15 protein-coding genes are annotated in these 13751 nt (G+C 59.4%); 5 read left to right on the top strand and 10 right to left on the bottom strand.

Annotation, left to right across the window (positions count from 1 at the left end; all coding sequences use genetic code 11):
• Positions 1-63 precede the first annotated feature (63 nt).
• The 3 genes from V9L13_RS14165 to V9L13_RS14175 form a co-directional block, all read right to left on the bottom strand.
• Positions 64-285 (bottom strand): zinc ribbon domain-containing protein, encoded by a 222-nt coding sequence (locus V9L13_RS14165; RefSeq protein WP_003227532.1) that lies wholly within the window; start codon positions 283-285, stop codon positions 64-66.
• A gap of 133 nt (positions 286-418) precedes the next feature.
• Positions 419-754, bottom strand: coding sequence for a ribbon-helix-helix domain-containing protein (locus tag V9L13_RS14170; RefSeq protein ID WP_103485161.1), 336 nt, complete (start codon positions 752-754; stop codon positions 419-421).
• A gap of 188 nt (positions 755-942) precedes the next feature.
• The gene (locus tag V9L13_RS14175) at positions 943-1413 is read right to left on the bottom strand and encodes a Dps family protein (RefSeq protein WP_003227537.1); all 471 of its coding nucleotides are present in this window, start codon (positions 1411-1413) and stop codon (positions 943-945) included.
• A 310-nt stretch (positions 1414-1723) separates the two neighbouring features.
• Between V9L13_RS14175 and V9L13_RS14180 the strand changes: the two genes are divergently transcribed.
• Entirely contained in the window at positions 1724-2326 is a 603-nt protein-coding gene (locus V9L13_RS14180; protein ID WP_003227539.1) for a cold-shock protein, read from the top strand.
• A gap of 72 nt (positions 2327-2398) precedes the next feature.
• Here V9L13_RS14180 and V9L13_RS14185 read toward each other — a convergent pair whose 3' ends face one another.
• Together V9L13_RS14185 and V9L13_RS14190 are read right to left on the bottom strand one after the other, a co-directional pair.
• On the bottom strand, positions 2399-2605 hold the full coding sequence (locus V9L13_RS14185) for a SlyX family protein (protein ID WP_003227541.1): 207 nt from the start codon (positions 2603-2605) through the stop codon (positions 2399-2401).
• Between the two features lie 3 nt (positions 2606-2608).
• On the bottom strand, positions 2609-3034 hold the full coding sequence (locus tag V9L13_RS14190; RefSeq protein WP_338799839.1) for an HIT domain-containing protein: 426 nt from the start codon (positions 3032-3034) through the stop codon (positions 2609-2611).
• 893 nt (positions 3035-3927) lie between these two features.
• Between V9L13_RS14190 and V9L13_RS14195 the strand changes: the two genes are divergently transcribed.
• On the top strand, positions 3928-5274 hold the full coding sequence (locus tag V9L13_RS14195; protein ID WP_338799840.1) for an OprD family porin: 1347 nt from the start codon (positions 3928-3930) through the stop codon (positions 5272-5274).
• 121 nt (positions 5275-5395) lie between these two features.
• Here the strand turns inward: V9L13_RS14195 and V9L13_RS14200 are convergent, their stop codons facing one another.
• Positions 5396-6235, bottom strand: a complete 840-nt coding sequence (locus V9L13_RS14200; protein ID WP_003227546.1) for a mechanosensitive ion channel domain-containing protein — start codon at positions 6233-6235, stop codon at positions 5396-5398.
• Positions 6236-6386: 151 nt separating this feature from the next.
• Complete coding sequence (locus V9L13_RS14205) at positions 6387-6872, bottom strand: YajQ family cyclic di-GMP-binding protein (protein ID WP_003227548.1); 486 nt, start codon at positions 6870-6872, stop codon at positions 6387-6389.
• Positions 6873-7012: 140 nt separating this feature from the next.
• On the opposite strand from V9L13_RS14205, the gene V9L13_RS14210 reads away from it, so the two are divergent.
• The 3 genes from V9L13_RS14210 to V9L13_RS14220 are packed head-to-tail and all read left to right on the top strand — an operon-like array spanning position 7013 to position 10600.
• Positions 7013-7930 carry a putative 2-dehydropantoate 2-reductase gene (locus V9L13_RS14210; RefSeq protein WP_338799841.1) on the top strand — a complete coding sequence of 306 codons (918 nt, stop codon included), beginning with the start codon at positions 7013-7015 and terminating at the stop codon, positions 7928-7930.
• 45 nt (positions 7931-7975) lie between these two features.
• A complete protein-coding gene (locus V9L13_RS14215) occupies positions 7976-10012 on the top strand; it encodes a HAMP domain-containing sensor histidine kinase (RefSeq protein ID WP_103520146.1) in 2037 nt (678 codons plus the stop codon).
• A gap of 3 nt (positions 10013-10015) precedes the next feature.
• Positions 10016-10600: a cob(I)yrinic acid a,c-diamide adenosyltransferase gene (locus tag V9L13_RS14220; RefSeq protein ID WP_338799842.1), complete on the top strand. Its 585-nt coding sequence runs from the start codon at positions 10016-10018 to the stop codon at positions 10598-10600.
• A 113-nt stretch (positions 10601-10713) separates the two neighbouring features.
• Here V9L13_RS14220 and V9L13_RS14225 read toward each other — a convergent pair whose 3' ends face one another.
• The 3 genes from V9L13_RS14225 to argJ form a co-directional block, all read right to left on the bottom strand.
• Positions 10714-11661, bottom strand: a complete 948-nt coding sequence (locus V9L13_RS14225) for a Nudix family hydrolase (protein ID WP_201136742.1) — start codon at positions 11659-11661, stop codon at positions 10714-10716.
• The gene (locus V9L13_RS14230; protein ID WP_338799843.1) at positions 11658-12290 is read right to left on the bottom strand and encodes a glutathione S-transferase family protein; all 633 of its coding nucleotides are present in this window, start codon (positions 12288-12290) and stop codon (positions 11658-11660) included. Before V9L13_RS14230 ends, V9L13_RS14225 begins: the two co-directional genes overlap by 4 nt.
• A gap of 200 nt (positions 12291-12490) precedes the next feature.
• Positions 12491-13708, bottom strand: coding sequence for a bifunctional glutamate N-acetyltransferase/amino-acid acetyltransferase ArgJ (gene argJ / locus V9L13_RS14235; RefSeq protein WP_338799844.1), 1218 nt, complete (start codon positions 13706-13708; stop codon positions 12491-12493).
• Positions 13709-13751: the final 43 nt, after the last annotated feature.

Genomic DNA, 13751 nt, shown 5'->3' on the forward strand with positions numbered 1-13751 from the left:
GAGATCCCGTCGCACTCAAGCACTGCGAAATCTCACGCGTGTCGTTCGACCTGGGCCTGAACCCTAGTCAGATTTGTCGCCACCGGCCAGATTCTTCTTGGCTCCGGTCTTGAAATCGGTTTCGTACCAACCGCTGCCGCTGAGGCGAAAACCCGGCATGGACAGCTGTTTCTTGAGCTCTGGCGCCTGACAGGCAGGGCAGTCGACCAGCGGTGCCTCGCTGATCTTTTGAATGGCTTCCAACTGATGACCACAGGAAGCACATTGATAATCGTACATCGGCATGGAGGTGTCTCGGCGATCAGATTGCCACCGCGCGCAGGGCTTTGCGGCGAAAGAGCGGGATTATATCCATTAAATGCGGGCTGTGCAGCCGTAAGACTGCACAGCCCGCCACGTCATTTCAAGTATTGGCCGTTCAGGGCATGACGGCCGTCGGGGTATCCCGCAGACCATTCATCACACACACCACCCGCACCAGACCGCTGAAGTTTTTCACCCCGCCGTGGCGCAGGTGCACCTGACGGTCAACGTGGGACAGCAACGTACTGACCGAACAGCCATTGTGCCCGGCCATCTCACCGAGAATGTTCCAGTAAACCTGCTCGAGCCTCAAGCACGTGGCAAACCCGTTCAAGCGCACTGACCTTGCCAGCGGCCGGATCAACTCGAAGTCGAAATCGCTGACAAACGGGTCGACCTTCATTTCCTGCTGCGAACCGACATGTTCGCTTCGCCTGTCTCCACCTACCATATCGCTGACACTCCTTTGCCATCGCTGCTTTTTATAAAGACAACATCCTGTGTCTTCATAAAAACGCAGACGCAAAGTCAGCGCCAGACGACTAGTTGCCCAGCTGCGTAGGATAAGCCGACATGTTCGGTAAGATTTGAAACAGCGCGCGGACATCTACCACCCCGGGACATCCGCGCACCGGACTATCAGGTCTCGAGCAACGCACGCAGCATCCACGCGGTCTTCTCATGCACCTGCATACGCTGGGTCAGCAGGTCGGCCGTCGGCTCGTCACTGACTTTGTCCAGAAGCGGGAAGATGCCGCGAGCGGTGCGCGTCACCGCTTCCTGACCCTCGACCAATTGCTTGATCATGTCCTCGGCGCTTGGCACGCCGACTTCTTCCTTGATAGAGGAAAGACGCGCGTAAGTCGCGTAGGCGCCCGGTGCCGGAAATCCCAGGGCCCGAATGCGCTCGGCGATCAGGTCCACGGCCAGCGCCAGCTCGTTGTATTGCTCTTCGAACATCAGATGCAGGGTCCTGAACATGGGACCGGTGACGTTCCAGTGGAAGTTATGGGTTTTCAGATACAGCACGTAGGTGTCCGACAGCAGCCGCGACAGCCCCTCGACGATGGACTTGCGGTCTTCTTCACTGATACCGATATCGATTGCCATGTTTACCCCCTAAGGCGATTGAATTCATCCAACAGGTGCAGACCCACTCTAGCAAGGCAGGCGCCACCTCGCAGCCGGCAATCTTCGCTCGCCGTGCGACAAATCGACCGGGCCGGTGCCGCTGGCCGGGGTAATTTGAGTAGCTGCAGGCTTTGCTGTTAAATAGGCAGTGTGTCGCTACGCCCCATTTTTCAGGGGTGTCGTGCATAGGCTGATGCCGGGCACGTGTCCAACGCCTCTTTATTGTTCCGAAGCGAACCGTGCGCCTTCAGCTCTTCCTTGTGAGCCGTCATAACGTGAGCCAATCAAAATGTTGAAAATCGTCCACCTGCTAATGGGCGCAGCGGCCTTGCTGCTGTCGTTCATACCTAGCTTGAAATCCGAAGCCGTTCCTTACCTGCAACAACCCGATGCACTTTACCTGGCCTTTTTCGGCCTGCTGAACCTGGTCATCGCTCCAGTGATCCCTTACTGGAACAAAGGCCCGCGCCAGCATCTGCAAAATCTGGTCAGCGCTCTTCTCGTGCTGACTGTCGTCCTGCAAACCCTGACCCTGATCGCACCGATGCCTGTCATCGCCGGTCAACCGGCAGTGTTGTTCAGCCTGGTGATCGCCCTGGTTGCCGTGGTTGTGCACCTGGCCGTGAGCTTCTACAAATCTTCACCGGCTGCCGCACCTGTCAGCTATGACATGAGCAACCGCGATACCGGTACCGTCAAGTGGTTCAACACGTCCAAAGGCTTCGGCTTTATCTCCCGGGATTCCGGCGATGATATTTTCGTGCACTTTCGTGCAATCCGTGGCGAAGGCCACCGGGTACTGGTCGAAGGCCAGCGCGTTGAGTTCTCGGTGATGAACCGGGATAAAGGCCTGCAAGCCGAGGATGTGATCGCCGCCCTGCCGCGTCGCTGATCCAAGGCAAGAAAAAACCGCGAGCAGCCTGGCTGATCGCGGTTTTTTTACGCCGTTACAAAAGCGTCGACATCAGTAGTGTGGCGGTGGGGCCTCTTCCTCGAAAGCATCGAACTGCCCAACCATTTCTTCCTGACGCTTGAGTACCGCAGCCATTTGCAGTTGCAGGCGCTCGATCACGCGCTGCTGCGCCACCAGTTCGTCGTTCAACGCCTGAATGGTGTCATCCTGAAAGGCCAGGCGGCTTTCCAGATCGGTAACGCGCTCTTCAAGGCTCATCGCTCAATCCTCCAGAAACGTGAAGTGCTCAGTCAGCACCAGGCGCAGCCGTTCACGGATGGCCGCAACCTCCTCGGCGCCATAGGTTTTGGCCGGGTGTTTGCCCCAGACCGGCGCTGGCCATGCCGCATCGTCACGCTTGCGCACGATCACATGCATATGCAGCTGGCTGACAACGTTGCCCAGGGTAGCGACGTTCAGCTTGTCGGCATCGAACAGGTCCTTGAGCAGCTCGGCCAGCGCCGTGGTTTCCTGCCACAACTGCTGCTGGTCGGCGACATCCAACTGAAACAACTCACTGATATCGTCGCGACGAGGCACCAGGATGAACCACGGGTAATTGGCGTCGTTGGACAGCAGCAGTCGGCAGAGCGGGAAGTCGCCGATGGTCAGGGTGTCCTGTTGAAGTCGTGAATCTAAAGCAAACACTGCGTGCACTCCCGGCTGATCTACATATTCAGCTTAGCGGCCACCCAGACAGGCAACGCACCAAGCGACAGGCAGGCAGCATACCTGCGAATGCGCCGGGCTTCACGATGAGTGCACTCGACCAGGCCACCACAGCCCTGACAAGAGACAACTACAAAGAATGTGCACCATCCCGGAGCCTGAACCGGCCTCGAACGCGAGCAACTAGCTGAAACAGCCTTGGCCATCCGGTGACAGACTCACCGCAAGCTGTATGAATCCGGTACAGCCTGTAAATTTTTTGCACCAAAACCGCACAGTGCGTCTACGCTGAGTGCGTCGGGCATCCGCCAAATACTCACTGACGGGGTGAACCGGTAACGTTTTTGGTTGTCACGCCGCCATGCGAACGTGACAACACGATGCAAAGGTATGCGTCAAGCCCCTGATACAAAAGGGCTTGAACCCCCGTTTTTATGCGGTTTTTACGGCTACAGGCAGGTGTTCAGAAAAATAAACGTGGCAACCCTGCACTTTGTGCACGCTTGTTGCATCAGTACACACATGGTCTATAAGCGCGCCACCGGAAGTGGCAGCTGGAGACCAACCAATACGGTGGCAGGGTTGCCCCAATGGAGATTCAAGTGTTTTGCCAGGGACTCTTTTTTACCGATGCAAAAAGGCCCAGAAACAGCGATAAAGTTGTCAGCCCGGCTGCATGGGTAACGTGAATTTGCGACATCAACCCAGCTGTTTGCGACGTCGTCGTAAAGATCATGAAAGGTTGTATGAGCAAGTATCGCCAACATTGTCGGCGTGATATAAGTTTGCGCCGACACAAAAAGAAAGAGCCGCCCAGATAATAAAACAGGTGGGACGGCAGTACTCTTCTAAAACCAAAGGAGCAAATCACGATGCGCGTGATGAAGTGGAGCACAATCGCACTGGCTGTTGCAGCAGCAGCCAGCACTCAATTGGCTACGGCCGCCCCGTTTGTTAGTGACCAGGCAGAAGCCAAAGGTTTCGTTGAAGATGCAAAACTCACCGAAACGTTGAAGAACTACTACTTCAACCGCGACAAGAAAGACGAAGCCAATGATCAGATCGACTGGACACAGGGTTTCCTGGGCAACTTCAGCTCTGGCTACACCCAAGGTACTGTCGGTGTTGGTGTTGATGCATTTGGTTACCTGGGCATCAAGCTGGATGGCGGCGACGGCACTGTCGGTTCGGGCAACACCAGCGTCGACTCCCAGGGCCGCGTCCAGAACAACTTGGGCAAAGCCGGTGCAGCAATCAAGGCCCGCATCTCCAAAACCGAGTTGAAATTCGGTGAGTTCCAGCCAAGCACCTCTCCAGTATTCGCTGTCGGCGGCTCGCGTCTGATTCCTCAGACCGCTACCGGCTTCCAACTGCAGAGCAGCGAAGTCCAGAACCTGGATCTGGAAGCAGGTCACTTCTACTCGGCCTCCAGCCAGGACGAGATGAACAGCGACGGCGAACTGCACTCGCAATACTCCAGCACCACCCGTAACCCTGTTACCGGCAAGACCATGGACTTCGCCGGCGGCAAGTACGGCATAACCGACAACCTGAGCGTGTCGCTCTACGGTTCGAAGTTCAAGGACATCTGGAACCAGTACTACTCCAACGTGAACCTCACCACCCCGATCAGTGGTGATACTTCGCTGAACACCGACTTCAACATCTACCGCACCACCGACACTGGTAAGTCCAATGCCGGCGACATCAACAACACCACGTTCTCCTTGGCGACTGCGCTCTCGTTCCTGAAAGCTCATACCGTTACCCTGGCCTTCCAGAAGGTTCACGGTGACACGCCATTCGACTACGTCGGTGTGGGTGACAACAACCGCGGTGGCGATTCGATCTTCCTGGCCAACTCCGTCCAGTACTCCGACTTCAACGGTCCGAACGAGAAGTCTGCACAAGTTCGTTACGACCTGAAAATGGCCGAGTACGGCGTACCGGGTCTGAGCTTCATGGCTCGCTATGTTAAAGGCTGGGATATCGACGGCGACAAAATGGCGATTGACAGCCCATACCGTTCGTACGGTTACGGTGAAGATGGCAAACATCACGAAACCAACCTTGAAGCCAAGTACGTAGTTCAGACCGGCCCGGCCAAAGATCTGTCCTTCCGTATCCGTCAGGCATGGCACCGTGGCAACACCGACCAGGCTGAAGGCAATATCAACGAGTTCCGCCTGATCACCGAATACCCACTGAACATCCTGTAATTGTCAGTGGTTAGTTTGGAAGCATAAAAAAAGGCCCATCTTCGGATGGGCCTTTTTTATTGCCTGTCACTTGTAATAAATGCCTGACCAACAAGTCAGGCATTTAATTAGCAACCTATCATTACACCGCGGATTCCTGAACCACACGAATCACCCGCTGTGGAAACGGAATATCAATACCGGCTGTCTTCAAACGATCACGCGACTGTTCATTAAACATGAACATCACATCCCAATAGTCTGCAGTTTTAACCCACACACGCAGGGACACAGTGATCGAACTGTCACCCAGAGTCGAAATGACCGCTTGTGGCGCAGGGTCCTGCAGAATGCGATCGTCCTTGGCCAGATCCAGCAGCACCTGACGCGCCTTTTGCAGATCCGCTTCGTAATCCACACCCACGTCAAACACCACTTTGCGGGTTGGTTGACGGTTGGTGTTGGTGATGATGCCGTTCGACAGATTGCCGTTCGGGACAATGATGGTCTTGTTGTCACCGGTACGCAGCACGGTGTGGAAAATCTGGATGCTGTCGACCGTACCCGCCACGCCTTGCGCTTCGATCCAGTCACCGATACGGAACGGACGGAACAGCAGAATCAACACGCCGCCGGCGAAGTTCGCCAGACTGCCCTGCAATGCCAGGCCGATCGCCAGACCCGCAGCACCAATCGCGGCGACGAACGAGGTGGTTTCGACACCGATCATCGAGGCCACGCTGACGATCAGCAGCACCTTGAGAATGATGTTCGCCAGGCTGCTGATGAAGCCTTGCAGTGCCAGGTCGGCATTGCGCAGGGCCAGCAGACCGCCGAGCTTTTGCGTGACCTTGTTGATCAGCCACCAGCCGATGGCCAGGGTAATCACTGCCAGCAGCACGCGACTGCCGTATTCCATGATCATCGGAATCCACGCCTGGGACGCCTTGACCAGGTTGTCTACCTCTGCATTCAAATCCATCTTCCATCTCCTGATGTCCGGCTACCCGGGGCTGTACACAAATTAAAAGTGGGAGCGGGCTTGCTCGCGAAAGCGGTGTGTCATTCAACAATGAGTTGCCTGACACACCGCTTTCGCGAGCAAGCCCGCTCCCACAGCCATCTGACCGGACTTAGTCGCGGAAGTTGTTGAACTGCAATGGCATGCCGAATTCCTTGGCGCGCAGGGCCGCGATGGCTTCCTGCAGGTCATCGCGCTTCTTGCCGGTCACACGCACCTGCTCGCCCTGAATGGCGGCCTGTACCTTGAGCTTGGCGTCCTTGATGTGAGCGACGATCTTCTTCGCCAGCTCCTTGTCGATGCCTTCCTTGAGGATCGCGTCCTGCTTCATCAGCTTGCCCGAGGCGTAAGCGTCTTTTACTTCAAGGCACTGCACATCGATCTTGCGCTTGGTCAGGGCCAGCTTCAGGATCTCGATCATCGCTTCCAGCTGGAACCCGGCTTCAGCGGTCAGGTTGACGGTCAGGTCCTTTTCCTTGAACTCGAAGCTGCCTTTGCCTTTCAGGTCATAGCGACGATCGAGTTCCTTCACGGCGTTCTCGACCGCGTTGGTCAGCTCGTGTTTGTCCAGTTCGGATACCACGTCGAACGACGGCATGTAGTCTCTCCAATAAAAAGGCGCGCTCGATCAGGATGGAGCGCGCTTGGCTTGCGGTTAAAATCCGGCTCATTATAACGGGTCTTTTCCCACCGATACGGCGAGCCTTGCATGCCAGTACCTTACCGAGTGAAAAACTGATGTCCACCCCCTGGCACGTTCTCGGCGCCGGCAGCCTCGGCACCCTGTGGGCCACGCGTCTGGCCCGGGCCGGGCTGCCGGTGCGGCTGATCGTGCGGGATGCCGAGCGCTTGCGCAGCTATCAGGCGGCCGGCGGTCTGACGCTGGTCGAACACGGCGCAGCCACGACCTATGCCGTCCCCGCGCAAACGGCGGACGCCCCGGAGCCGATCCGCCGCCTGCTGGTCGCCTGCAAGGCCTATGACGCCGAGAGCGCGGTCGCCCGCCTCGCCCCGCGCCTGAGCGCAGATGCCGAGCTGATCCTGTTGCAGAACGGCCTCGGCAGTCAGGACGCCGTCGCAGCGCAGGTACCGCAGGCACGCTGCATCAGCGCTTCCAGCACCGAAGGCGCGTTCCGCGACGGCGACTGGCGCGTGGTGTTTGCCGGCCACGGTTTCACCTGGCTGGGCGATGCCAGCCATCCGGTAGCGCCAATCTGGCTGGACGATCTTGATGCGGCGAAAATCCCCCATGAGTGGAGCACCGACATCCTCACCCGGCTGTGGCGCAAACTGGCGCTCAATTGCGCGATCAATCCGCTGACCGTGCTCCACGATTGCCGTAACGGCGGGCTGGAGCAGCATCAATGCGAAGTCGCCACGCTGTGCAACGAGCTGGCCGAGTTGCTGGAGCACTGCGGTCAACCGGCCGCGGCGGTCAATCTGCAACAGGAAGTCGAGCGGGTGATCCACGCCACCGCAGCCAATTACTCGTCGATGTATCAGGACGTGGCCAACCAGCGCCGCACCGAAATCAGTTACCTGCTGGGCCACGCCTGCAAAGTCGCCACCCGTCACCAGTTGAACCTGCCGCACCTCAATCAATTGCAGCAGCGTCTGGTCAGCCATCTGCACAGCCTTGGATTGCCCAGCGACTGAGCAGCGGCTACGCTGCCCACTTGTTCCTTTGCCGTGATAAACCTGATGCCATTGCGCCAGCGCCTTGAAAACCTGCCGGTCGGCCAGAAACTGCTGGCCGCCCTGCTGGTGTTGTTGACCACCGTCCTGCTGGTCGCCAACCTGACCTTTATCAGCGCCGCCTATTACATCTCCCAGGAAAGCATGGCGCCACAGGCCCTGCAGACCATAGGCCGACTGGTGTCCAACCCGAGCCTGGTGTCGCAAGCCCTCGAGTCGCCGCAAAGCGCCGAACGCCTGCTCAAGGAACTCGACAGTTATTCGCCGCTGCGCGCAGCGGCTTTGTACGACGGCAAGGGTGACCGGATCGCCCAGGTGCAGCGTGGCGAAAAACTCAATCTGCCGGAGCGCTTTCGGCACGTCGAAGCCTGGCAACTCACCGAGTTTCGCAGCAACCAATTGATCACCCTGCCCCGCCCCGGCACCGCGCCTGGGCATCTGCTGCTGGTCGCCAGCAGTGAACTGCCGATGGCGTTCTACACCGGTACCCTGACCGCCAGTCTCGGCATCCTGATTTTCAGTGTGCTGCTGTGGCTGGTGATTGCGCGGCAGATCAAACGCCTGATCACCCGCCCGATCCATGAGCTGGAAGAGCTGTCGCGGCAGGTCACTCGCGAAGAAAACTACGCCCTGCGCGCTTCACGCGGTAACCACGACGAGATCGGCAGCCTCGCCGAAGCGTTCAACACCATGCTCTCGCGCATCGAAGCCCGCGAGCAGCAGCTCAAGCGTGCCCGCGACGACTCGCAGGCAGCTTACGATCAGGCTCAAGGTCTGGCTGAGGAAACCCGCCACACCAACCGCAAGCTGGAACTGGAAGTCCAGGTGCGCAGCAAGATCGAGAAGAAGCTCACCGGTTTCCAGAACTACCTCAACAGCATCATCGACTCCATGCCCTCGGCGCTGATCGCTCTCGATGAGCAGCTCTACGTGACCCAATGGAACCAGGAGGCCAGCGCCCTCTCCGGGACGCGCCTGGATGAGGCGCTGAACCAGCCGATCTTCCTCGCCTTCGAACCGCTCAAGCCGTTTCTGCCACAACTGAAGCAAACGGTCGAAGAACACACCGTGGCGAAGATCGAACGGGTGACCTGGTTCAAGGATGACGAACCCAAACACTACGCCCTGACCTTTTACCCGCTGATGGGCGGTGCCGGGCGTGGTGTGGTGATCCGTATCGACGACATCACCCAGCGCCTGTCGCTGGAAGAAATGATGGTGCAGTCGGAAAAAATGCTCTCGGTCGGCGGCCTCGCCGCCGGCATGGCCCATGAGATCAACAACCCGCTGGGCGCGATCCTGCACAACGTGCAGAACATTCGCCGGCGGCTGTCGGCGGATCTGCCGAAGAACCTCGAAACCGCCGAACAGCTCGGCATCGAACTGGACACGGTCAACCGATACCTGCAAAGCCGCGAAGTACCGAAATTGCTCGATGGCATCCAGCAGGCCGGTGCCCGCGCGGCAAAAATCGTCACGCACATGCTCAGCTTCAGCCGCCGCAGCACCCGGCAAATGGCCCCGTGCGATCTGCCCGCGCTGATCGATCAGGCTGTAGAAATTGCCGGCAACGACTTCGATCTGGCGATCGGTTTCGACTTCAAGGGCCAGGCGATCATCCGCCAGTTCGACCCGGCGCTCGGCCCGGTGCCGGGCACCGCCAACGAACTGGAACAAGTGTTGCTCAATCTGCTGAAAAACGCCGCGCAAGCCATTCACCAGCGCGAAGACGACAGTGAGCCGGGGCGGATCATTTTGCGCACCAAACTGAACCCGCCATGGGCCGAGATTCAGGTCGAGGACAACGGCATCGGCATGAGCGAGAGCGTGCGCAAGCGCACCTTCGAGCCGTTCTTCACCACCAAGGAAATCGGCCAGGGCACCGGCCTTGGGCTGTCGGTGTCGTACTTCATCATCACCAACAACCACAAAGGCCAGATGGAAGTGCAATCGGCGCCCGGTCAGGGCACCTGCTTCACCCTGCGCCTGCCGCTGGCACAACCGGCGGCCATTGCCGCCGAAACCAATCAACTACAGAGGTAACCCATGGGCTTTCGCTTGTCGAAGATCTACACCCGCACTGGCGATACCGGCGAAACCGGCCTGGGCGATGGCCGCCGCGTGCCCAAGGATCACCCGCGCATCGAAGCGATTGGCGAGGTCGATACGCTGAACAGTCAGGTCGGCGTGCTGCTGGCCGGGCTGATCGCCGAGCGCGAGGCGTTTCCGGGATTGAATGAGCTGATCGACGTGCTCGCGCCTTGCCAGCACCGCTTGTTCGACCTGGGGGGTGAGCTGGCAATGCCTGAGTATCAGGCGCTGAACGCGGCGGAAATCGAGCGCCTGGAAGCGGCGATTGATGTGTGGAATGAGGAATTGGGGCCGCTGGAGAATTTCATTCTGCCCGGCGGTTCGCTGCTGATTGCCCAGGCCCATGTGTGCCGCAGTCTGGCGCGCAGTGCCGAGCGGCGTTGTCAGCATTTGAACGCGCTCGAGCCGTTGGCCGGGGTTGGTCTGGCGTACATCAATCGGTTGTCGGACTTGTTGTTTGTGGCAGCGCGGTTGATTGCGCGGCGGCAGAGGGTGGCGGAGATTTTGTGGCAACCTGCTGCAAAACCTTTAGAAATCTAGCGCCTGAACGGACGCCTTCGCGAGCAAGCCCGCTCCCACAGTTGACCGCGTTACTTCAGTTGGAACGCGGTCAACTGTAGGAGTGAGCCTGCTCGCGATGAGGCCGGTAGCCTTTAAACAGAATCAGGCCAGAACGCCCGAATCCCCGCCACACCCTGAGCCCCAACACTCCAAGCCTTCTCACGCTCCGCCGGGCCAACGCCACCAAGCAAGAACACCGGCTTGCCAAAGCCCTCAATCAACGTCGAAGCCTGCTCCCAGCCCAACGGCTGCGCATCCGGGTGGGTCAAGGTCGGCTGAACCGGCGACAGCGTGACGAAATCCACGCCCATCTGCTCGGCCAGCGCCAGCTCTTCAGCGTTATGGCAGGACGCCGCCAACCAGCGCTCTGCCGGTAACGGCCGGCCCGCTGCGGCGTATTTGCGCAATTGCGCGGCGGTGATGTGCCAACCGGCAGACGGGAAATCGCCGAGCCATTCGAACGGCCCCTTGATCATCAACTGCGCCTTGCCGGCGCAGAGGCCGACGGCATCCACCGCCAGATCGCGGTATTTGGGGTCATAACCGTTCGGCGCGCGCAACTGGATCAGCTTGATCCCGCCGGCAATCGCCTTCTGGATGCCGCGCAGCAAGGCCGGGGCTTCCAGATCTTCCGGGGTGATCAGGTATTCAGCGGGAAGGCGCGCTGCGGCAACGATCGGCTGATTGGCCGCCGGAAACTCATAGTTCAGCAGATCCTTGGCGGTTACCCAGGCCAGTGGCTGGCCCTCGGCACCGTGCGGCTCACCGGTAAACCGGGAGACTTCCCAGACATCCAGCAACACCTGTTTGTCCGGGTAATCGTGGCGAACCTTGATCAGTGGACGAGCCGCGCCGACAACAATGCCCAGCTCTTCCTGCAGCTCGCGGGCCAGGGCGCTTTCGACGGATTCGTCAGCCTCGACCTTGCCGCCGGGAAATTCCCACAGGCCACCCTGATGCTGGGTGTCGGCACGGCGGGCGATGAGGATTTTGCCGCTGTCGTCACGAATGACGGCAGCCGCGACGTGTACGCGTTTCACGGATTCAACTCCTCCAGTCCAGCCTTCTGCCACGCCTTGAAGGCGGGCCATTGGTAGACGGTTTCAACATAGGCTTGATCAACCGCCGGCAACTGCACCTGGTAGGTACGCAGACGCACGGCAATCGGTGCGAAGAACGCGTCAGCCAGACTCACTCGGCCAAACAGATACGGCCCAGGCTCAGTGGCCGCCGAGCGGCATTCGGCCCACAGCGCGAGCATGCGCTCGATATCGACCTTCACTTCCGGCGGCACCGGATCAAGCGGGGCGTCGTGGTTCAGGTTGAACGGCATATGATTGCGCATGGCGAAAAAGCCGCTGTGCATCTGCGCGCAGGCGGACCGCGCCTGGGCACGGGCATAAACATCGCTCGGCCAGAGCTGCTCGGACGGAAACTGCTCGGCCAGGTATTCGGCGATCGCCAGAGAATCGGCAATGGTGCCGCGAGAGGTTTGCAGCAGCGGCACCTTGGCCGTCGGCGAATGCTTGAGCAGCCGCTCGCGGGTATCGGGCTTGCCGAGCTTGATCAGTTCTTCGGTGTAGGGAGCGCCGGTCAGTTCCAGCGCCAGGGCGGCGCGCAGGGACCAGGAGGACAGCAGTTTGTCGCCGATGATCAGGTGCAGGGACATGGTGTGGCGCCTTTTCGTCAGTGGAAAGCTTCAAGACTTGTAGTGACTGGACCGACGCGTTCGCGGGCAAGCCCGCTCCCACAATGGTTTCTGTCGTACACCGCAGAACCCTGTGGGAGCGGGCTTGCCCGCGAAGAGGCCGGCACATTCAACATTGATGTTGCCTGCTCGCGATGGCGGCGACTCGGTCTCAGATTAAATCAGGTACGGTACTCGGCGTTGATCTTCACGTATTCATGCGACAGGTCGGTGGTCCAGATGGTTTCGCTGCAATCGCCGCGACCCAGCTCGATACGGATGGTGATCTCTTCCTGCTGCATCACCGCCGAGCCTTGCGCCTCAGTGTAGGTGCTTGCGCGCGCGCCACGGCTGGCAATACACACATCGCCGAGGAACACGTCGATCTTGCTCACATCCAGATTCGGCACACCGGCACGGCCGACAGCGGCGAGAATACGGCCCCAGTTCGGGTCGGAGGCGAACAGCGCGGTCTTGATCAGCGGCGAGTGGGCCACGGTGTAACCGACGTCGAGGCATTCCTGATGATTGCCGCCGCCGTTGACTTCAACGGTGACGAACTTGGTCGCGCCTTCGCCGTCACGCACGATGGCCTGGGCCACGTCCATGCACACTTCGAACACTGCCTGTTTCAGCTTGTTGAACAGCTCGCCTTCGGCGCGGGTGATTTCCGGCAACGCAGCCTTGCCGGTGGCGATCAGCATGCAGCAGTCGTTGGTCGAAGTATCGCCATCGATGGTGATGCGGTTGAATGACTTGTTCGCACCGTCGAGCATCAGGTTGTGCAGCACATCGCGGGAGACTTTGGCGTCGGTGGCGATGTAGCCGAGCATGGTCGCCATGTTCGGGCGGATCATGCCTGCGCCTTTGCTGATACCGGTGACGGTGATGGTCACGCCGTCATGCTGGAACTGGCGGCTGGCACCCTTGGGCAGGGTGTCGGTGGTCATGATGCCGGTGGCGGCCGCTGCCCAGTTGTTTTCCGACAGGTCATCCAGTGCGGCCTGCAGCGCGCCTTCGATCTTCTCGACCGGCAGTGGCTCGCCGATCACGCCGGTGGAGTACGGCAGGATCTGGCTGGCATCGACACCGGTCAGCTCGGCGAGTCTGGCGGTGGTGCGCTCGGCAGCCGCCAGGCCTGGCTCACCGGTACCGGCGTTGGCGTTACCGGTGTTGGTCAGCAAGTAACGCACGTCGTTCTGCACACGTTTTTTCGCCAGGATCACCGGCGCGGCGCAAAAGGCGTTCAGCGTGAACACGCCGGCCACGGTCGAACCCTCGGCGCAGCGCATCACTACCACATCCTTGCGCCCGGGGCGCTTGATGCCGGCCGAGGCAATACCGAGTTCAAAACCGGCAACCGGGTGCAACGTTGGCAAAGGACCAAGACCAACAGCCATGAATGCGCTCCTTACTCAATGATGTCAGCACCGCTTCCTGCTG

The organism is Pseudomonas sp. RSB 5.4, assembly GCF_037126175.1.
Taxonomy (GTDB): Bacteria; Pseudomonadota; Gammaproteobacteria; order Pseudomonadales; family Pseudomonadaceae; genus Aquipseudomonas; species Aquipseudomonas fluorescens_H.